Annotated in this window: 14 protein-coding genes; 6 read left to right on the top strand and 8 right to left on the bottom strand. The window is 68.3% G+C overall.

Annotation, left to right across the window (positions count from 1 at the left end):
* Nucleotides 1-24: 24 nt before the first annotated feature.
* A complete protein-coding gene (locus MCHT01_RS03555; RefSeq protein ID WP_067062446.1) occupies nucleotides 25-1,089 on the bottom strand; it encodes an RluA family pseudouridine synthase in 1,065 nt (354 codons plus the stop codon).
* Nucleotides 1,090-1,237: 148 nt separating this feature from the next.
* On the opposite strand from MCHT01_RS03555, the gene MCHT01_RS03550 reads away from it, so the two are divergent.
* Complete coding sequence (locus MCHT01_RS03550; RefSeq protein ID WP_067062445.1) at nucleotides 1,238-2,026, top strand: outer membrane protein assembly factor BamD; 789 nt, start codon at nucleotides 1,238-1,240, stop codon at nucleotides 2,024-2,026.
* Between the two features lie 174 nt (nucleotides 2,027-2,200).
* Here the strand turns inward: MCHT01_RS03550 and yoaA are convergent, their stop codons facing one another.
* Both yoaA and MCHT01_RS03540 read right to left on the bottom strand, forming a co-directional pair.
* Nucleotides 2,201-4,426 carry a DNA repair helicase YoaA gene (gene yoaA / locus MCHT01_RS03545; RefSeq protein ID WP_245643145.1) on the bottom strand — a complete coding sequence of 742 codons (2,226 nt, stop codon included), beginning with the start codon at nucleotides 4,424-4,426 and terminating at the stop codon, nucleotides 2,201-2,203.
* A complete protein-coding gene (locus MCHT01_RS03540; RefSeq protein WP_067062441.1) occupies nucleotides 4,413-4,625 on the bottom strand; it encodes a YdcH family protein in 213 nt (70 codons plus the stop codon). Before MCHT01_RS03540 ends, yoaA begins: the two co-directional genes overlap by 14 nt.
* Before the next feature lie 52 nt (nucleotides 4,626-4,677).
* Between MCHT01_RS03540 and MCHT01_RS03535 the strand changes: the two genes are divergently transcribed.
* Nucleotides 4,678-5,445, top strand: coding sequence for a PP2C family protein-serine/threonine phosphatase (locus MCHT01_RS03535; protein WP_067062439.1), 768 nt, complete (start codon nucleotides 4,678-4,680; stop codon nucleotides 5,443-5,445).
* 116 nt (nucleotides 5,446-5,561) lie between these two features.
* Here the strand turns inward: MCHT01_RS03535 and MCHT01_RS03530 are convergent, their stop codons facing one another.
* From MCHT01_RS03530 to MCHT01_RS03510, 5 genes are all read right to left on the bottom strand, one after another.
* Entirely contained in the window at nucleotides 5,562-6,272 is a 711-nt protein-coding gene (locus tag MCHT01_RS03530; RefSeq protein WP_148661362.1) for a hypothetical protein, read from the bottom strand.
* Nucleotides 6,273-6,365: 93 nt separating this feature from the next.
* On the bottom strand, nucleotides 6,366-7,466 hold the full coding sequence (zapE, locus tag MCHT01_RS03525) for a cell division protein ZapE (RefSeq protein ID WP_067062435.1): 1,101 nt from the start codon (nucleotides 7,464-7,466) through the stop codon (nucleotides 6,366-6,368).
* A gap of 116 nt (nucleotides 7,467-7,582) precedes the next feature.
* The gene (gene lpdA, locus MCHT01_RS03520) at nucleotides 7,583-9,010 is read right to left on the bottom strand and encodes a dihydrolipoyl dehydrogenase (protein WP_067062434.1); all 1,428 of its coding nucleotides are present in this window, start codon (nucleotides 9,008-9,010) and stop codon (nucleotides 7,583-7,585) included.
* Nucleotides 9,011-9,164: 154 nt separating this feature from the next.
* Complete coding sequence (gene odhB, locus MCHT01_RS03515) at nucleotides 9,165-10,427, bottom strand: 2-oxoglutarate dehydrogenase complex dihydrolipoyllysine-residue succinyltransferase (protein WP_067062432.1); 1,263 nt, start codon at nucleotides 10,425-10,427, stop codon at nucleotides 9,165-9,167.
* A gap of 118 nt (nucleotides 10,428-10,545) precedes the next feature.
* On the bottom strand, nucleotides 10,546-13,398 hold the full coding sequence (locus tag MCHT01_RS03510; protein ID WP_067062429.1) for a 2-oxoglutarate dehydrogenase E1 component: 2,853 nt from the start codon (nucleotides 13,396-13,398) through the stop codon (nucleotides 10,546-10,548).
* A 342-nt stretch (nucleotides 13,399-13,740) separates the two neighbouring features.
* Here MCHT01_RS03510 and MCHT01_RS03505 point away from each other — a divergent pair, with 342 nt between their 5' ends.
* The 4 genes from MCHT01_RS03505 (at nucleotide 13,741) to MCHT01_RS03490 (ending at nucleotide 18,560) form a co-directional block, all read left to right on the top strand.
* A complete protein-coding gene (locus MCHT01_RS03505; RefSeq protein WP_067062426.1) occupies nucleotides 13,741-14,583 on the top strand; it encodes a 2OG-Fe(II) oxygenase family protein in 843 nt (280 codons plus the stop codon).
* An 81-nt stretch (nucleotides 14,584-14,664) separates the two neighbouring features.
* Nucleotides 14,665-15,087, top strand: a complete 423-nt coding sequence (locus MCHT01_RS03500) for a hypothetical protein (protein ID WP_067062423.1) — start codon at nucleotides 14,665-14,667, stop codon at nucleotides 15,085-15,087.
* Nucleotides 15,088-15,159: 72 nt separating this feature from the next.
* On the top strand, nucleotides 15,160-16,770 hold the full coding sequence (locus MCHT01_RS03495; RefSeq protein ID WP_084451851.1) for an ABC transporter substrate-binding protein: 1,611 nt from the start codon (nucleotides 15,160-15,162) through the stop codon (nucleotides 16,768-16,770).
* Nucleotides 16,771-16,958: 188 nt separating this feature from the next.
* Nucleotides 16,959-18,560, top strand: coding sequence for an ABC transporter substrate-binding protein (locus MCHT01_RS03490; protein WP_148661361.1), 1,602 nt, complete (start codon nucleotides 16,959-16,961; stop codon nucleotides 18,558-18,560).
* The last annotated feature ends 47 nt before the right edge of the window (nucleotides 18,561-18,607 follow it).

Raw genomic sequence — 18,607 nt, 5'->3', positions numbered from 1 at the left:
GTAGCGCGACCGGCGACCGTCTCCTCAGAAGGCCGGATCGGGCAAACCCGCGACGCCCCAACCCGCCGCCAGCTCGGCCGGCAACGGGGCCTCGAAACGCACCGGCGCGCCAGTGATCGGATGCTCGAACGACAGCCTCGCCGCATGCAAGGCCTGGCGAGGAACGCCCAACGCCTCGGCGCCGCCGTAGAGCGCGTCCGACACCAGCGGATGCCCGCGATGCGCGGCGTGGACGCGGATCTGGTGGGTCCGCCCCGAGTGCAGGACGCAGTGCAGCGCCGTCACGGTGCGGACCAGGTCGCGCGCGTCCTGCCACTGCCCCTCGGCCAGCTTGTAGAAGTCGGTCCGGGCCGGCTTGCCGCCGCCCACCACCGCCATCCGGGTGCGCGACTGCGGGTCGCGGCCGATGGGCGCGTCGACTGTCCATTCGTCGGGCGTTCGGCCGTGCGCCAGGGCCAGGTACTCCCGATGGACCTCGCGTGCCGCGATCAGGCGCACCAGCGCCGTCACCGCCGGCAAGGTCTTGCCGACCACCATCAGGCCCGAGGTGTCCTTGTCCAGCCGGTGCACGATGCCCGCGCGCGGCAGGGTCGCGGCGGCCGCGTGGTGCGCGAGCAAGCCGTTCATCAGCGTGCCCGACCAATTGCCCGCCGCGGGATGGACCACCAGGCCGGCGGGCTTGTTCACCACCAGCAGATGGTCATCCTCGAACACGATGTCCAGATCCAGCGGCTCGGGCCGGAAGGCGAGCGCCTCCTCGGTGGGCACCAGCTCGATGACCAGACGCTGCCCGAGCTTCGGCTTGCGGGAGGCATGGGTCGCGACCTGGCCGTCCAGCGTCACGCAGCCGCGCTCGATCAGGCCCTGCAGGTGGCTGCGCGAGAACTCGGGCGCCAGCTGCACCAGCCACTTGTCCAGACGCAGGGCGATCTCGCCGGGCCCGGCCTCGGCCTCGCGGCGCTCGGGCGCGTCGCCGCCGACGTCCTGGGCGTCCTCGCCGGGCAGTTCGCCCGAGGGCTCGCCGGGGTCCCCCTGGCTACCCGGGTAAAGCCCGTCTTCGGGCACCGGGGTGGGGCTGACCTGAACCATATAATCGCCGCTCCAATTTCTGATGCGGGCCGCTGTCGCGCGAGCCCTGTGGACCATGATCGAGACTTGGGTGTTGCGCCGCCGGACCGGCCTGTCGGCTGAAGCTTCGCGTGAAGCGTCCGGATCCTGGCGCTCCGCTTGGCGTGCCGTGGCGCTGAGCGCCGCGTCGGCCGCGGTGCTGGGACTGGCGGCCTGTTCGTCCGCTCCCAAGGACGACCCGAATTCCCAGGCCAACCTGGAGAAATTGTACGCAGAGGCCAAGGAGGACATGCTCTCCGGCTCGTACGACCGGGCGATCAAGTCGCTGGAACGCATCGAGGGCCGCGCCGCGGGCACGACGCTGGGCCAGCAGGCGCAGCTGGACCTGGCCTGGGCCAACTACAAGAGCGGCGAGCGCGTGCAGGCCGTGACGGTGCTGGACCGCTTCATCAAGCTCAACCCGTCCAGCCCGGCGCTGGACTATGCGCTGTACATGAAGGGCCTGGTCAACTTCAACGACGACCTGGGTCTGTTCGGCCGCATCGCCCGCCAGGACATCAGCGAGCGCGACCAGCAGGCCGCGCGCGACTCGATGCAGGCGTTCAAGCAGCTGGTGGAGCAGTTCCCCGAGTCGAAGTACTCGGACGACGCCCGCATCCGCATCGACTACATCACCAACAGCCTGGCCGCCTACGAAGTGCATGTGGCGCGCTACTACTACAACCGTGGCGCCTATCTGGCCGCGGCGAACCGCGCGCAGTCCGCGCTTCTGGAGTTCCAGCATGCGCCGGCCCTGGAGGAAGCGCTGTTCCTGATGACGCAGAGCTACGACAAGCTGGGCATGGAACAGCTGCGCGACGACTCGCGTCGCGTGCTTGCCGCGAGCTTCCCGGACAGCTCGTATTTGACGACGGGCAAGGCCAAGCCCAAAGACCGCGCCTGGTGGCAAATCTGGTGAATCTGGTGCGCGGAGAGCTCGCCAGACGTCGTTGATCGGGGCCTTGCATAGCGCTGCTATGCGGCGGCCCCTCTCGCCTAGTCTGGCAAGCTCTCCGCACACCAGATTTCATCGACGGAAGAATCTCGGAGCCCGCCTTGTGCGGGCTTTTTCATGGGCGGTCGACGGGGGGGCTCAGGCGTCGTGCGCCGTCTTGAGCTCGGTGAGCCACGCGTGCGCGGTGGCTTCGTCGGGCACCTGGGTCATCGGGGGCAGCGCCTCGCGCAGGCGCTTGCCGTAGTGCGAGCCGGCAAGGCGCGGGTCGCAGACGACCAGCAGGCCGCGGTCGCTCTCGGTGCGGATCAGACGACCGGCGCCTTGCTTCAGCGCGATCGCGGCCTCGGCGACGAAGTACTCCATGAAGGGATTGCGGCCCTCGGACTCCAGCCGCGCGACGCGCGCCTCGACCAGCGGGTCGTTCGGCGGCGGGAAGGGCAGCTTGTCGATGACCACGCATTGCAGCGCGTCACCCGGCACGTCGATGCCCTCCCAGAAGCTGGCCGATCCGACCAGCACCGAGGCCGGCTGCTCGACGAACTGCTGCAGCAGCTGCCGCTTGGGCATCGAGCCCTGCACCAGCACCTCGATGCGGTGCCCACCCTCCTCGAAGCGTTGACGCAGCACGTCGGAAACGACCTGCAGCTGGCGCAGCGTCGTCGTCAGGATGAAGGTCCGGCCACCCAGCTTGGCCGCGAGGCGCGCGCCCAGCCAGCCGACCGACTCGCCATGGTCGGGCTCCGAGGGCTTGGGGAAATGCTTGGGCACGTACAGGCGCGCATGCGCCGGGTAGTCGAAGGGACTGCCGACGCGCAGGGTGCGCGCGTCGCCGAGACCGGCGGGCTCGGTGAACCAGCCCAGGTCCTCGCCCTCCCCCAGCGTCGCCGAGGTGAACACCCAGGCCTTGGGCGTGCTGGCACGCGCCTCCTGCATGGCCTCGCGGATGTCGAGCGGCGATTCGATCAGCCGCACCTGGTGCGTGCCGACATCGACCCAGCGCACCGCGCCGGCATCGGGATCCCGCGCGAACAGCAGCGCGGACTTGTAGAGCTCGACGGCGCGCTCGTGCAGCCGGGCCAGGTCGGGGCCGACCTCCATCACGGTGGCGAGCGCGTCGACCGCCAGCTCCAGCGCCTGCGCGACCTGGCCGAGTGCCGCGTCGAAATCGGTCCTGCCGGCGCATTCGTTCCAGCGCAGCTTGAGCACACCGCGCAGGTCGCGGCCACCGGCGCAGGCCAGCCGCAAGGTGCGCGCGCCGCGCTCGACGCCGCCAGCTACCTCCTGCCACTCCTGCATGCCGCGGGCGTGCGCCAGCCCTTGCGCGAGCAGGTCTCGCGCGAAGTCGAACATCTGCGCGCTGCCCAGGGTCCGGCCGAGGAAGTTCAGGCCAGCCTCGGGCAGTTGATGCGCCTCGTCGAAGATCGCGACCTCGACGCTGGGCAGCAGTTCGGCGACGCCGCTGTCCCGCAGCACCAGATCGGCGAAGAACAGATGGTGGTTGACGACGACCAGATCCGCCTCCATCGCCTCGCGCCGCGCCTTGACGACGTGGCATTCGCGATAGCTCGGGCAGTCGGTGCCCAGGCAGTTGTCGCGGGTCGAGCTGACGATCGGGATGATGGGCGAGCGCTCGTCCAGGCCGTCGATCTCGGAGAAATCGCCGGTGTGCGTGCCCATGGCCCAGCGCTCGATGCGCGCGAGTTGCGCGACGGCGCGGCGATCGGGCAGCTCGGCGCTGTGGCGGGCCTGCTCCAGGCGATGCAGGCACAGGTAGCTCCCCCGCCCCTTCAGCAGCGCCGCGCGCAGCGGCAGCGAGAAGGTGTCCAGCAGGCGCGGCAGGTCGCGCATGAAGAGCTGGTCCTGCAGGCTCTTGGTCGCGGTGCTGATCAGGGTCCGGCCACCCGCCAGCAAGGCGGGCACGAGGTAGGCGAAGGTCTTGCCGACGCCGGTGCCGGCCTCGACGACCAGCGTGTCGCGGCCGGCGATCGCCTGGGCGACGGCCAGCGCCATGCGCTGCTGGGGCTCTCTCGGCGCATAGCCGGGGTCATGGCGGGACAACGGACCGCCGGTGTCGAAGGCGGCGACGACGGATTGCTCGAGCTCGCCGGGACGCAGCGCCTCGGCCGCGGCGCGGGCGCGCGAGGCGGCCAGCGGCGATGCGGACGCGCCCTCGGCACCGTCGGGCGCCGCCCAGGGCGCGTCGGCCATCAGCGACGCGGCGTCGTCCGCCTCGTCGGCGTCCTCGACGAGGACGCCGGTCGGGTCATCGACGGCGGCGCCATCGCGGCCATCGACGCGGGAGGCATCGGGAACAGGGGCGGTGGCGTCGGGGTCGAGGGAAGGGTCGCGATCAGGCCGGCTCATCGGGGTCGCTGGCCCGCTCCAGCCGCGCGATCTCGTCGCGCAGGGCCAGGCGCTGCTTCTTGAGGCGGCGCAGCGTCAGGTCGTCGCTGGCCTGGTCGGTGACCGGCACGGCGAGCGCGTCGATGCGGCCATCCAACTCGGCATGCGCGATGCGCAATTCGATCAGACGCCGGGCTGGAGAGTGAAGTTGTTCATCCATGGATGGGGAACCACTCGACCGGGAGGCCGAGCCGCGCGATTATAGTTTTGGGATGAGTCGCAACACCCCGGCCTTTCGCCTGAGCGCCGCCACCGGCATCCATCGTGGCGATCGCCTGTACCAGCAGGACCAGGTCCAGATCATCGCCCACCCGCGTCAGAGCGGCTGCGTGCTCGGCATCGTCGCCGACGGCATGGGCGGCAAGAGCGGCGGACGCAAGGCCGCCGACCAGGTCATCCTGACGGCCCAGCAGCTGTTCGAGCGCTTCGTCCCCGGCGAGGAGGACGAGGCCGAGCTGCTGCGGCAGATCGTCTCCGAGGCCCACTTGATGATCCGCCTGACGGCGATCTCCGCCGAGGAGGAGCCCCACAGCACGCTCGCGGCCTATCTGCTGACCTCGGACCGCCGCTGCTTCTGGATCCACACCGGGGACTCGCGGCTGTACCACTTTCGCGGCCCCAACATGGTCGGCCGCTCGCTGGACCAGTCCTACGTGCAGCGCCTGGTCGACGAAGGCCAGATCACCGAGGACGAGGCCCTGGTCCATCCGCAGTCCAACCTGCTGACCGCCTGCCTGGGCACGGTGCAGGAGCCCACCCCGGTGGAATCCGTCATCGACCAGGTCGAGCACGGCGACAGCCTGATGGCCTGCAGCGACGGCCTGTGGCACTACTTCACCGCGGCCGAGCTGGGCACGGTGATGCACAGCCTGCCGCCGCGCGACGGCGCCGAGCTGCTGGTGAACAAGGCGCGTCAGCGCGCCAAGGGCTCGGGCGACAACCTGTCGATCGCGATCGTGCGGCTCGACCACATCGACTGAATCCACGGACCGGGAGACGCGGGGCCAGGTCTTGCCCCCCTCCCCTCCCGAATGACGAACGCCGGTCCTCGAGACCGGTGTTTGCGTTTGGGGGCGCGCGACGGACGCGCGGGCGGTCAGCGCTTGGGCAGCGACTGGATGTCGGAGGCGGAAGGCGTGGGCAGATGGACCGGCGCCGGCTTCGGCGTCTTCAGGCCGCCGGGCGACACCGCGGAGGCGGCCGAGGCCTGCTTCTCGGCGCGCTTGAGCTGCACCTCGTGTGCCTTGCGCTGGCGGTCGGAGGCCTCCTTGCGGCGATCGGCGGCGGCCTCGCGGCGCTTGGCGGCTTCGGCCTGGGCCGCGGCCTCCTGCTGGGCCTGACGCCGTTGATGCAGCTCGGGGTTCGCGCGGGGGGTGTGGGAGGCCGGCTGCTGGGGCACGGTCACCGGCTGCTCGGCGGCGCGCACCGACTCGGTCTTGCGCCGAGCCTCGTCGGCGGCGGCCTCGCGCTCCTTCTCCTCCACCCGCTCGCGGGCGGCGGCCCCCTTGCGCAGGCGCTCCTCGGCATTCACCTGGTGCTCGGCACGATCCAGCGGACGCAGCAGGCGGATGCGCTCGTCGCGGGCGTCTTCCAGGCAGCTGGTGACGACGAAGCGCTGACGGCACTCCTTCACCTTGTCGGCGTAGTCCTTCTCGACCCGGGCGCGGGCGGCGTCCAGCTCCTTCTTCGACATCCCCGGGGCGGCGTCGCTCGCCGCCGACTCATCGGCCGCACGGGCCGGGCCGGAAGCGCAGGTCAGGGTCGCGCACAGCGCCAGGGGAGCGAGAACGAAAACGGAGCGGTTCATGCCCGCGATCATCGCATCCGTCGGACATGACTTTGGGGACAGCCCGACCGGATGTTCCCTGATCCTGATGATTCCGGCGAGCCGGCGCCGGGCTCACGTCAAGGACGTGTCAACGTCGCGGCGCTCGAGCTCCAGGTACTCCTTGGACTGCATCTCCTGCAGGCGGGACACCGTGCGAGGGAACTCGTGCGCGAGCGGCCCCTCGGTGTAGAGCTGCTCGGCCGGCACCGCCGCCGAGATGATCAGCTTGCAGCGGCGGTCGTAGAGCACGTCCACCAGCAGCGTGAAGCGGCGCGCCTCGCTGGCCAGCTTGGGCGGCATGGCCGGCACGTTGGACAGGATCACCGTGTGGAACTGGGTGGCCAGCTCCAGGTAGTCGTTCTGGGAACGCGGCCCGCCGCACAGCACCGAGAAGTCGAACCAGACCACGCCGCCGGCGCGACGGCGCGAGCGGATCTCGCGATGCTCGATGTGCAGCACCGGATCCTCGTCACGGGCCTCGGCCAGGGAATCGAACGCCTCGGTCAGCGCCTGCTCGGTGCCCTCGTTCAACGGCGTGTGATACAGCTCGACGTGCTCCAGCGAGCGCTGGCGATAGTCCGTGCCGTTGTCGACGTTGATGACCTCGAGGTTGGCCTTGAGCAGCTCGATCGCCGGCAGGATGCGGTCACGGTGCAGCCCGTTGGGATACAGCCCGTCGGGATGGAAGTTGGACGTGGTCACGATGGACACGCGGTTCCGGAACATCGCGTCCAGCAGGCGGTGCAGGATCATCGCGTCGGTGACGTCGGCGACGTGGAACTCGTCGAAGCAGATCAGCCGGAAGCGGCGCGCGATGCGCTTGCCCAGTTCCTCCAGCGGATCCTGGATGCCCTTGAGCTCCTGCAATTCGCGGTGCACCTCGCGCATGAACTCGTGGAAGTGCAGCCGGGTCTTGCGTGTCAGCGGCACGGCCTGGAAGAAGCAGTCCATCAGGAAGCTCTTGCCGCGACCCACGCCGCCGAACATGTAGACGCCGCGCGGCAGTGGCGGCCGCACCAGGAACTTGGTGACCGCGTTGGACCGACGCGCCTTGTAGTCGGCCCACTCGTCCTGGCAGCGCTGCAGCGCGGCGACGGCGCGCAGCTGCGCCGGGTCGGCCTGGTAGCCGCGTTCGGCCAGGGTCTGCTGATAGAGCTCGGTGACGGAAGTCATTCCACGGATCGCAGGTCGGGGCGGCGCCGGACAGCCGACGCCGCATCAAGAAAAAAAGGGGCGACTCGTCGCCGCCCCTTTGCTGTGCGCTTGCCGCGCGCTTCGAGCCCTCAGGCTCAGAAGTTCAGCGTGCGCTTGTCGACGGCCAGGGCCGCTTCCTTGGTCGCCTCGCTCAGCGAGGGGTGCGCATGGCAGATGCGGGCGATGTCCTCGGCCGAGGCCTTGAACTCCATCGCCACCACGGCTTCGGAGATCAGCTCCGAGGCCATCGGGCCGATGATGTGCACGCCCAGGATCTCGTCGGTCTTGGCGTCGGCCAGGAACTTGACGAAGCCGGTCGTGTCGCCCAGCGCGCGCGCGCGGCCGTTGGCCAGGAACGGGAACTGACCGGCCTTGTACGCCACGCCGTCCGCCTTGAGCTGCTGCTCGGTGCGGCCGACCCAGGCGATCTCGGGGCTGGTGTAGATGACCCAGGGGATGGTGTTGAAGTTGACGTGGCCGTGCTGGCCGGCGATGCGCTCGGCCACCGCGACGCCCTCTTCTTCCGCCTTGTGGGCCAGCATCGGGCCGCGCACGACGTCACCCACCGCCCAGACGTTGGGCAGGTTGGTCTTGCACTCGTCGTCGACGACGATGGCGCCGCGCTCGTCCAGCTTCAGGCCGACGGCTTCCGGGTTCAGGCCGATGGTGTTGGCGACGCGGCCGATCGAGACGATCAGCTTGTCCACCGCCAGGGTCTGCTCGGCGCCCTTCGCGTCCGTGTACTTCACGGTCACGCCGGACTTGCCGTTCTCGACGCTGGAGAGCTTCACGCCCAGCTCGATGTTCAGGCCCTGCTTCTTGAAGACCTTGGCGGCTTCCTTGGCGACGGACTCGTCGGCGGCGCCCAGGAACGCGGGCAGCGCTTCCAGGATCGTCACTTCCGCGCCCAGACGACGCCACACCGAGCCCATTTCCAGGCCGATGACGCCGGAGCCGATCACGCCCAGCTTCTTGGGAACGGCCGGGATGCGCAGCGCGCCGTCGTTCGACAGGATGTTGGTCTCGTCGAACGGGGCACCCGGCAGCTGACGGGCGTTGGAGCCGGTGGCGACGATCACGTGCTTGGCGGTGATGGTCTCCTCGGCGGCGCCGGCGACCTTCAGCTCGTAGCCGCCGTCCTTCGCCGCCACGAACGAGCCGCGGCCATGGAAGAACGTGACCTTGTTCTTCTTGAACAGGTACAGGATGCCGTCGTTGTTCTGCTTCACGACGGTGTCCTTGCGACCGACCATCTTGGCGATGTCGATCTTCAGGTCGTTCATCGAGATGCCGTGGTCGGCGAAGCCGTGGCCGGCATGCTCGAAGTGCTCGCTGGACTGCAGCAGGGCCTTGGACGGGATGCAGCCGACGTTGGTGCAGGTGCCGCCAGGAGCGGGACCGCCCTTGTCGTTCTTCCACTCGTCGATGCAGGCCGTGTTGAAGCCCAGCTGGGCCGCGCGGATCGCCGCGATGTAGCCGCCGGGGCCGCCGCCGATGACGACGACGTCGAATTGCTTGCTCATCAAAATCTCCAATCTCATTCAACGCTCTGTCGGAGCGTAGCGAGCGGGGTCAGGGCTAGGCGCGGGTGCCGAGCCACCGGAACGTAGCAGCGCTACGTGAGGATGGCGAGGCGGGCCCCGCAACGACGCCCTGGCGCCGCGCAGTAGCTCCGACTTAGATGTCGAACAGGAGGCGCGACGGGTCTTCGAGCGCATCCTTCATCGCGACCAGGCCCAGCACGGCTTCACGACCGTCGATGATGCGGTGGTCATAGGACATCGCCAGGTAGTTGATCGGACGGATCACGATCTGGCCGTTCTCGACGACGGCGCGGTCCTTGGTCGCGTGCACGCCCAGGATGGCCGATTGCGGCGGGTTGATGATCGGGGTCGACAGCATGGAGCCGAAGGTGCCGCCGTTGGAGATGGAGAAGGTGCCGCCGGTCATCTCTTCGATGCCCAGCTTGCCTTCCTGGGCCTTCTTGCCGAACTCGGCGATCTTCTTCTCGATGTCGGCGAAGCTCATCTGGTCCGCATTGCGCAGGATGGGCACCACCAGGCCGCGCGGCGAGCCGACGGCGATACCGATGTCGAAGTAGCCGTGGTAGACGATGTCGTTGCCGTCGACCGAGGCGTTCAGCACCGGGTACTTCTTCAGCGCGTGGACCGCGGCCTTGACGAAGAAGCTCATGAAGCCCAGCTTGGTGCCGTGCTCCTTGGTGAAGCTGTCCTGGAACTTCTTGCGCAGCTCCATGACCGGGGCCATGTTCACTTCGTTGAAGGTGGTCAGGATGGCGTTGGTCGACTGCGATTGCAGCAGGCGCTCGGCGATGCGGGCGCGCAGGCGGCTCATCGGGACGCGCTGCTCCGGGCGGTCGCCCAGGTTGGCGGCGGTCGGAGCGGCCACGGCCGGCAGCGGCTTGGCGGCGGGAGCCGTCGGCGCGGCCACGGGCGCGGGGATCGCGACCTTGGCGCCACCTTCGATCGCGCCCAGGACGTCGCCCTTGGTCACGCGGCCATCCTTGCCCGTACCGGCGACGGAGCCGGCGGGCAGGTTGTTGTCGGCCATGATCTTGGCGGCGGCCGGCATCGCGACGCCGGCCTTGCTGTCCGACGAGGCGGCAGCGGCGGCGGGCGCGGCGGCAGCGGCGGCCGGTGCCGGCGCGGCGGCGGCAGGCGCGGCGGCGCCGGCCTTGCCTTCGCTGTCGATCTTGGCGATGACCTGATCCGAGGTGACCGTGCCGCCGTCGGCGACGACCAGCTCGGCCAGCACGCCGGCGGACGGGGCCGGCACTTCCAGCACGACCTTGTCGGTCTCGATCTCGATCAGGATTTCATCGATCGCCACGGCTTCGCCGGGCTTCTTCTTCCACGTGAGCAGGGTCGCTTCCGCGACCGATTCGGACAGCTGGGGGACTTTGACTTCAACGATTGCCATGATGTTTGTTCTCTCGGTTTTTCAGTAAACCGGAGCCTTGCGCCTGCCGGTCGCCGGGGAGCTTGTTGTGCCCGTCCCCGGCGCCGGTGTCATTGCGGCGCGCGGCGTCCGCAATGACTCACTTGGTCAGCACGAAACCCTTGAGCTTGCCGAAGGCCTGCTCCAGCAGCGCCTTCTGCTGCTCCTGGTGCAGGTGCGCATAGCCCACGGCCGGCGAGGCCGAGGCCGGGCGGCCGGCGTAGCCGAGCTTCTGGCCGTCGGCCATGTTCTCGTGGATGTAATGCTGGACGAAGAACCAGGCGCCCTGGTTCTGCGGCTCGTCCTGGCACCACACGATCTCGGCGAGGTTCGGGTACTTCTTGAGCTCGGCGGCGAAAGCCTTGTGCGGGAACGGGTACAGCTGTTCCACGCGGACGATCGCGACGTCCTTCTTGTCGCCGCGGGCCTTCATCAGGTCGTAGGCGACCTTGCCCGAGCAGGCGATCACGCGCTTGACCTTGCTGGCGTCGATCTCGGCGTTCACTTCGCCGATCACGGTGCGGAACTCGCCCTTGGTGAACTCGCTCACCGGGGAGGTGGCGTCCTTGGCGCGCAGCAGCGACTTGGGGGTCAGGATGACCAGCGGCTTGCGGAACATGCGCAGCATCTGGCGACGCAGCAGATGGAAGATCTGCGACGCGCTCGTCGGCTGGACGATCTGCATGTTGTTGTCGGCGGCCAGCTGCATGAAGCGCTCCAGGCGGGCCGAGCTGTGCTCGGGGCCCTGGCCTTCGTAGCCGTGCGGCAGCATCATCGTCAGGCCGTTGGCACGGCCCCACTTCACTTCGCCCGAGGCGATGAACTGGTCGATGACGACCTGCGCGCCGTTCACGAAGTCGCCGAACTGCGCTTCCCAGATGGTCAGCGTGTGCGGGTCGGCGGCGGCGTAGCCGTACTCGAAGCCCAGCACCGCCTCTTCCGACAGGATCGAGTCGATCACGACGAAGGGGGCCTGGCCTTCCGCGACGTTCTGCAGCGGGATGTAGGTGCCGACGTCGAAGCGCTCGCGGTTCTGGTCGTGCAGCACGGCGTGGCGGTGCGTGAACGTGCCACGGCCGCAGTCCTCGCCGGACAGGCGCACCGGGTAGCCCGAGGCCACCAGCGACGCGAAGGCCATGTGCTCGCCCATGCCCCAGTCGACGTTGATGTCGCCGCGACCCATGGCCGCGCGGTCGGCGATGACCTTCTCCACCAGCGTGTGGGCCTTGAAGTCGGCCGGCAGCGTCGTGACCTTCTCGGCCAGGCGCTTCCACTCGGCCACCGGCAGCGCGGTGTCGCAGCTGTCGGTCCACTTCTTGCCGAGGAACGGGGTCCAGTCGGTAGCGTACTTGCTCTTGAAGTTGGTCAGCACCGGATCGACGGTGTGACGGCCCTCGTCCATGGCGGCGCGGAAGGCCTTGACCATGCCGTCCGGACCTTCGGCGTCCAGGACGCCCTGGGCCACCAGCTTGTCGCCGTACAGGCGGCGGGTGCCGGGGTGCTTGGCGATGGTCTTGTACATCAGCGGCTGCGTCAGCGCGGGCGTGTCCTGCTCGTTGTGGCCCAGCTTGCGGAAGCAGACGATGTCGACGACGACGTCCTTCTTGAACTGCTGACGGTACTCCAGGGCCAGTTGGGTGCACAGCACCACGGCTTCCGGATCGTCGCCGTTCACGTGCAGCACCGGGGCCTCGATCATCTTGACGACGTCGGAGCAGTACAGCGTCGAGCGGGTGTCGCGCGGGTCGCTGGTGGTGAAGCCGATCTGGTTGTTGATGACGATGTGGACCGTGCCGCCGGTGTAGTAACCGCGCGTCTGGGCCAGCGCCAGCGTTTCCATCACGACGCCCTGGCCGGCGAAGGCCGCGTCGCCGTGCACCAGCACGGGCAGCACCTGCTCGCCGGTCTTGTCGCCGCGGCGGTCCATGCGGGCCTTGACCGAGCCCTCGACCACCGGGTTCACGATTTCCAGGTGGGAGGGGTTGAAGGCCAGGCTCAGGTGGACGGGGCCGCCAGGGGTGGACACGTCGCTGGAGAAGCCCTGGTGGTACTTGACGTCACCGGAGGGCAGGTCTTCGGGCGCGGTGTGGTCGAACTCGGCGAACAGATCCTTGGGCATCTTGCCCAGGGTGTTGACCAGCACGTTCAGGCGGCCGCGGTGGGCCATGCCGATCACGATCTCCTGCACGCCCTTGACGCCGGCGCACTTGACCAGCTCGTCCATCGAGACGATGAAGCTTTCGCCGCCTTCCAGCGAGAAACGCTTCTGGCCGACGTACTTCGTGTGCAGGTAGCGCTCCAGGCCTTCGGCGGCCGTCAGGCGCTCCAGGATCTGCTGCTTCTTCTCGGCCGTGTAGGTCGGCTTGCTGCGGATCGCCTCCAGGCGCTCCTGCCACCAGCGCTTCTCGGTCGGCTCGGTGACGTGCATGAACTCGGCGCCGACGGAGCCGCAGTAGGTGTCACGCAGGGCCTGCACGATCTCGCGCAGGGTCATGCGCTCGGCCTTGGTGAAATAGGTGTTGGTCGCGCTGAAGGTGCGATCCATGTCGGTCTCGGTCAGACCGTAGGACGCGGGGTCCAGTTCCAGGATCTTCGGGCGCTCGGTCCGCTTGAGCGGATCCAGGTCGGCCCATCGCGAGCCCAGCGTGCGATACGCGGCGATCAGCGACTGGACATGCACCTGCTTGCCGGCCACTTCGAGCTCGGCGGAGGAGACCTGGTTGTTGAAGGCGTTGGCCTTGGCGCGCTGCGCGAAGGACTCGATCACCGGGGCGTGGGCAACGTCGCGCTTGTCGCTGCCGTCCACCGCGGGGACGTGCTGCAGCGCGTCGAAGTAGGCGCGCCAGTTGTCGGGCACGGCGCCCGGGTTGTCGAGGTACTGCTCGTACATCTCCTCGACGTAGGGAGCATTGCCCCCGAACAGATAGGAGTTCGAGCTGTATTGCTGCATCATCTTTCGCTCACCTCTGCCCTGGCTTCCAGGGCTATCGGCTGGTTAACAAACCTTCCGCGACACGGCTTGACCGGTTGGCGGATTGCGACCCGCCTTTGCTGTTGCCAGAAAAGGGGACGGGAAGGACCTGTAGTCACAAGCGCCGCACTGTAGCACCAGGCCGGAAAGGGCGCTGTTGTGGGTTCGCACGATTTTTGGGCAGGGTGTCCATGATGTCGATCAAGCGAACACCCGTCCACGGCATCCAAACGTTTGCGGGTCACTGGCTCAAAGCAGTAGACTGCCGGCCGGCGGTACCGCCCCGAGATTGAATGGCGGGCTGCGAGGGACAAGGAGATCCCCATGCAAGTTCGAGTCGTCGACTACCAGGCCGCGGACGCGGCCGAGCAATTCACCCGTTCCCTGCACGAGACCGGTTTCGGCGTGCTGGTGAACCACCCGCTCCCGCAGGAACTGGTCGAGAAGATCTACGCCGACTGGCTCGGCTACTTCAACGGGACCGAGAAGCACGAGCTGGCGTTCTCCAAGGAGACGCAGGACGGCTACTTCTCGACGGAGATCTCGGAGACCGCCAAGGGTCACACGCAGAAGGACATCAAGGAGTACTTCCACATCTATCCGTGGGGCCGGATCCCGGCGTCGCTGAAGGATGACGCGATGCGCTACTACCGCATCGCCAACGACCTGGCGGCCGAGCTGCTGTCCTGGGTCGAGAAGCACACCCCGGCCGAGATCGCGAAGAACTACCGCGAGCCGCTGTCCAACATGATCCAGGACAGCCGCCTGACCCTGCTGCGCGTGCTGCGCTATCCGCCCCTGACGGGGAACGAGCCGGCCGGCTCGCTGCGCGCCGCGGCGCACGGCGACATCAACCTGCTGACCATCCTGCCGGCGGCCAACGAGCCCGGCCTGCAGGTGCAGGCGCAGGACGGCCAGTGGGTGGACGTGCCCGGCGACTTCGGCATGCTGATCATCAACATCGGCGACATGCTGCAGGAAGCCTCGCAAGGCTATTACCCGTCGACGCAGCACCGCGTGGTCAACCCCACCGGCGAAGGCGCGACCAAGAGCCGGGTGTCGCTGCCGCTGTTCCTGCATCCGCGCGAGGACGTCGTCCTCTCGGACCGCTACACCGCCCACGAGTACCTGGAAGAGCGTCTGCGCGAGCTGGGCGTCAAGACCTGACCCTGCTCGTCATTTCACCGCCGCCGGCCTGAATCCGGCGCGGACCGACGACCTTCGGGCCATGCGCGGCTACAGTGGCGCATGGCCCGATCTCATTCCGGCGGCCCATCCGGGAACGTCCCCAGGGACGTCATCTGGATCCACGCGGAAGCCCCCTCCAAACCCGCGCTCGGCGCGCCCTGCAACGGCTGCGGCGTCTGCTGCCTGGCCGAGCCCTGCCCGCTGGGCATGGTGGTGAGCCTCAAGCGCCACGGCGCCTGCCGGGCGCTGGTCTGGTCCGACGAGCACCGCCAGTACCGCTGCGGCATGCTGGTGCATCCGACGCGCTATGTGGGCTTGCGCACTTTGCGGCCCGATGGGCTGCTCAACCGCCTGATCCGCCGCTACGCGCGCCGCATGATCGCCGCCGGCATCGGCTGCGACGCCGACATCGAGCCGCAGACCGGGGAGCGGGCCGCGCCGTCGTCTCCCTCCCCCGCCGCGCCGCCTCCGGAGAAGCGCTAAGCAATGCCCGACCCTCGCCGGTCTAGCATGGGCTTCGCATCGCCTGATCAAGGCTTCAACGGAGTCATGCCCATGTCCCGCTCCACGAGAGGTTCCCGGTTCTCCCCTGCCCGTCCGATCACGCGCCTGGCGCTGTCGGCGGCCCTGGCCTTCGGCGCCGTCGCCGCCGCGCACGCGGTGCCCTTGCGATGGGCGGCGCAGAACGACGTGCTCACGCTGGATCCGCATTCGCAGGACCACACGACCACCAGCGCCATCCTCCAGCACGCCTACGAAGGCCTGACCCGCTACAGCGAGCGCTGGGAGATCGAACCCTGCCTCGCGACCAAGTGGACGCAGACGACGCCGACCAGCTGGCGCTTCGAGTTGCGCAAGGGCGTGAAGTTCCATGACGGCTCGCCCTTCACCGCCGACGACGTGGTGTTCAGTTTCGGCCGCATCCGCCAGCCGCAGGGCACGATGCAGATCTACGTCACCGGGATCAAGGAGATCAAGAAGGTCGACGACTACACCGTCGACCTGATCCTGGATTCGCCGCAGCCCATCCTGCTGCGCAACCTGGTCGACTTCCGGATCATGAGCAAGACCTGGTCCGAAAAGAACAAGGCGACGCAGATGGCCGATTACAAGGCCAAGGACGAGAACTTCGCCAGCCGCCACGCCGCCGGCACGGGCCCCTACGAGATCACCTCGTGGCAGCCGGACCAGAAGGTCTCGATGGTGATCAACAAGGCCTGGTGGGACAAGAACAAGGGCAACGTGACCGAGGTCAGCTACATCCCGATCAAGTCGGATCCGACGCGCGTCGCGGCGCTGACCTCGGGCGACGTGGACCTGCTCACCGACGTGCCCACCCAGGACGTCGGCGCGCTCAAGGCCGACGCCAAGCTCAAGTCGATCGACGGCCCCGAGACCCGCACCATCTTTTTCGCGATGGACCTGGGCAGCGACGAGCTGCGCGGCTCATCGGTCAAGGGCAAGAACCCGTTCAAGGACGTCCGCGTGCGCGAGGCGCTGAACATCGCCATCGACCGCGAGGCGATCAAGCGCAGCATCATGCGCGGCCTGTCGGTGCCCGCCGCGATCATGGTGCCGCCGGGGGTGAACGGCTACTCGACCGAGCTCGACAAGGTCCACGCGCCCGACCTCGCCAAGGCCAAGAAGCTGCTGGTCGAGGCCGGCTATCCGAACGGCTTCGAGATCCCGCTGAACTGCCCCAACAACCGCTACGTCAACGACGAGAAGATCTGCCTGGCGGTGGTCTCGATGTGGAGCCGCATCGGCATCACCGCGCGGCTGACGGCGCAGCCGATGTCGCAGCACAGCCAGCTGTTCCAGCGCTTCGAGGCGCCGCTGTACATGCTGGGCTGGGGCGTGTCGACGATGGACGCGCTGTACTCGCTGCAGGCGCTGGCCCGCACCCGCAGCGGCGGCGCGGACGGCAGCTTCAACTTCTCCAAGGTCAGCGACCCGGAGCTGGACAAGCTGATCGACGCCGCCAAGAGCGAGATGGACCTGGCCAAGCGCGACGCGATCCTGCACGACGCGCTGGTCCGGGTGCGCGACCAGTACCTGTTCATCCCGCTGCACCACCAGGTCCGCCCCTGGGCGATGCGCGCGAACGTGCAGACCCTGCATCGCTCCAACGACCGGCCCGAAGCGCGCTTCACGACCCTCAAGTGATCGGAGGCGGGCGACGCGTGATCCCGCGATCACGCGTTCTCCTCATTTCCTTGCGCGCCTGACGAGTTTCCCGGCGCCGTCCGAGGGCAATCCCCGAGGCCGGCCCGGGTCACACGCGGGGCGCGCGCGGCTAGCATCCCGGCGACTTCACGTGTTCTTAACGAACGTTGCCAGAGGAGCATCCGCTCATGTCGAGGACGATTCCGGGATCCCTGCGATCCACCCTGCTGTGCGCCGCGCTCGCGGCCGCGGCGCTGACCACCGCCCTGCCCGCCCAGTCCGCCACGCTCAAGTGGGCCGCGCAGAACGACGTGCTGACGCTGGATCCGCATTCGCAGAACCACAGCACCACCAACGCCATCGCGCAGCACGCCTACGAGGGCCTGACCCGCTACGACAAGACCTACCAGGTCGAGCCCGCGCTCGCGACCAAATGGACCCAGACGGGCCCGACCACCTGGCGCTTCGAGCTGCGCAAGGGCGTGAAGTTCCATGACGGCTCGCCGTTCACCGCGGACGATGTGGTGTTCTCCTTCCACCGCATCAAGCAGCCGGTGGGGACCATGCACCCGTTCGTGGCGGGCGTGGCCGACATCAAGAAGGTCGACGCCCACACGGTGGACGTGATCCTGGCGGCGCCCAACCCCATCCTGCTGCGCCAGTTCGTCGACTTCCGGATCATGAGCAAGACCTGGGCGGAGAAGAACAAGGCGATCAACCTGCCGGACTTCAAGGCCAAGGAAGAGACCTACGCGACGCGCAACGCCAACGGCACGGGCCCGTACCGCATCACCGGGTGGCAGCCCGACCAGCGCATCACCATGGTCCAGAACAAGGACTGGTGGGACGCGAGGAACGCGACCAACGTGGACGAGCTGATCTACACCCCGATCAAGTCGGACCCGACGCGGGTCGCGGCGCTGCTGTCGGGCGACGTGGACCTGCTGTCGGACATCCCGACGCAGGACGTCGCGCGGCTGAAGGCCGATGCGAAGCTGACGGTGCTGGAGGGCAGCGAGACGCGCACCATCTTCCTGGGCATGGACCAGGGCAGCGAGCAGCTCAAGGGCAGCAACGTCACGGGCAAGAACCCGTTCAAGGACAAGCGCGTGCGCGAGGCGCTGTCGGTCGCCATCGACCGCGAGGCGATCAAGCGCGCGACGATGCGCGGGCTGTCGGTGCCCGCCGGGATCATGGTCGCGCCGGGCGTGAACGGGAACGCGCCGGACATCGACGTCCCGACCAAGGCCGACCCCGAGCGCGCCCGCAAGCTGCTGGCGGAGGCTGGTTATCCGAACGGCTTCGAAGTCCCGCTGAATTGCCCCAACAACCGCTACGTCAACGACGAGGAGATCTGTCTGGCGGTGGTCTCGATGTGGAGCAAGGTGGGCGTGAAGGCGCGCCTGCAGGCGGAGTCCTTCAGCACCTTCAGCCCCAAGCTGCAGGCCTTCGAGTACCCGTTGTTCCTGTATGGCTGGGGCGTGCCGACCTATGACGCGCTGTACACGCTGCAGTCGCTGGCGCGCACGCGCCAGGGCGGCGCGGACGGCAGCGGCAACTACTTCCGCCTCAGCGACGCGAAGCTGGATCAGATCATCGACGCGGCCAAGGTCGAGGGCGACGTGGCCAAGCGCAACGCGCTGCTGAAGGAAGGTCTGGTGCGGGTACGCGACGAGGTGTTCTTCATCCCGCTGCACCACCAGGTGCGGCCCTGGGCGATGAAGAAGGCGGTGCAGACCCAGCACCGTTCGGACGACCGGCCGGAGGCGCGGTTCACGACGGTGAAGTGACGCGCGCACCCGGCGCCACCGGCGCCGGGTGCGCCGCGGCGTCCTGT

The sequence above is a fragment of the Mitsuaria chitosanitabida ATCC BAA-476 = NBRC 102408 genome (assembly GCF_001598255.1).
Lineage (GTDB): Bacteria > Pseudomonadota > Gammaproteobacteria > Burkholderiales > Burkholderiaceae_C > Roseateles > Roseateles chitosanitabidus.
Note: the sequence above shows the minus strand (reverse complement) of the source record. Positions and strands in the feature narration are given on the sequence as shown.

What these genes read in the sequence shown, in the direction of transcription:
- MCHT01_RS03500 (WP_067062423.1), top strand. Translation starts at nt 14,665, where the DNA reads ATGGCCCGATCTCATTCCGGCGGCCCATCCGGGAACGTCCCCAGGGAC.
- MCHT01_RS03495 (WP_084451851.1), top strand. Translation starts at nt 15,160, where the DNA reads ATGTCCCGCTCCACGAGAGGTTCCCGGTTCTCCCCTGCCCGTCCGATC.
- yoaA (WP_245643145.1), bottom strand. Translation starts at nt 4,426, where the DNA reads ATGAGCCGGCCTGATCGCGACCCTTCCCTCGACCCCGACGCCACCGCC.
- MCHT01_RS03555 (WP_067062446.1), bottom strand. Translation starts at nt 1,089, where the DNA reads ATGGTTCAGGTCAGCCCCACCCCGGTGCCCGAAGACGGGCTTTACCCG.
- MCHT01_RS03510 (WP_067062429.1), bottom strand. Translation starts at nt 13,398, where the DNA reads ATGATGCAGCAATACAGCTCGAACTCCTATCTGTTCGGGGGCAATGCT.
- MCHT01_RS03530 (WP_148661362.1), bottom strand. Translation starts at nt 6,272, where the DNA reads ATGAACCGCTCCGTTTTCGTTCTCGCTCCCCTGGCGCTGTGCGCGACC.
- zapE (WP_067062435.1), bottom strand. Translation starts at nt 7,466, where the DNA reads ATGACTTCCGTCACCGAGCTCTATCAGCAGACCCTGGCCGAACGCGGC.
- MCHT01_RS03490 (WP_148661361.1), top strand. Translation starts at nt 16,959, where the DNA reads ATGTCGAGGACGATTCCGGGATCCCTGCGATCCACCCTGCTGTGCGCC.
- MCHT01_RS03540 (WP_067062441.1), bottom strand. Translation starts at nt 4,625, where the DNA reads ATGGATGAACAACTTCACTCTCCAGCCCGGCGTCTGATCGAATTGCGC.
- MCHT01_RS03535 (WP_067062439.1), top strand. Translation starts at nt 4,678, where the DNA reads ATGAGTCGCAACACCCCGGCCTTTCGCCTGAGCGCCGCCACCGGCATC.
- lpdA (WP_067062434.1), bottom strand. Translation starts at nt 9,010, where the DNA reads ATGAGCAAGCAATTCGACGTCGTCGTCATCGGCGGCGGCCCCGGCGGC.
- MCHT01_RS03505 (WP_067062426.1), top strand. Translation starts at nt 13,741, where the DNA reads ATGCAAGTTCGAGTCGTCGACTACCAGGCCGCGGACGCGGCCGAGCAA.
- odhB (WP_067062432.1), bottom strand. Translation starts at nt 10,427, where the DNA reads ATGGCAATCGTTGAAGTCAAAGTCCCCCAGCTGTCCGAATCGGTCGCG.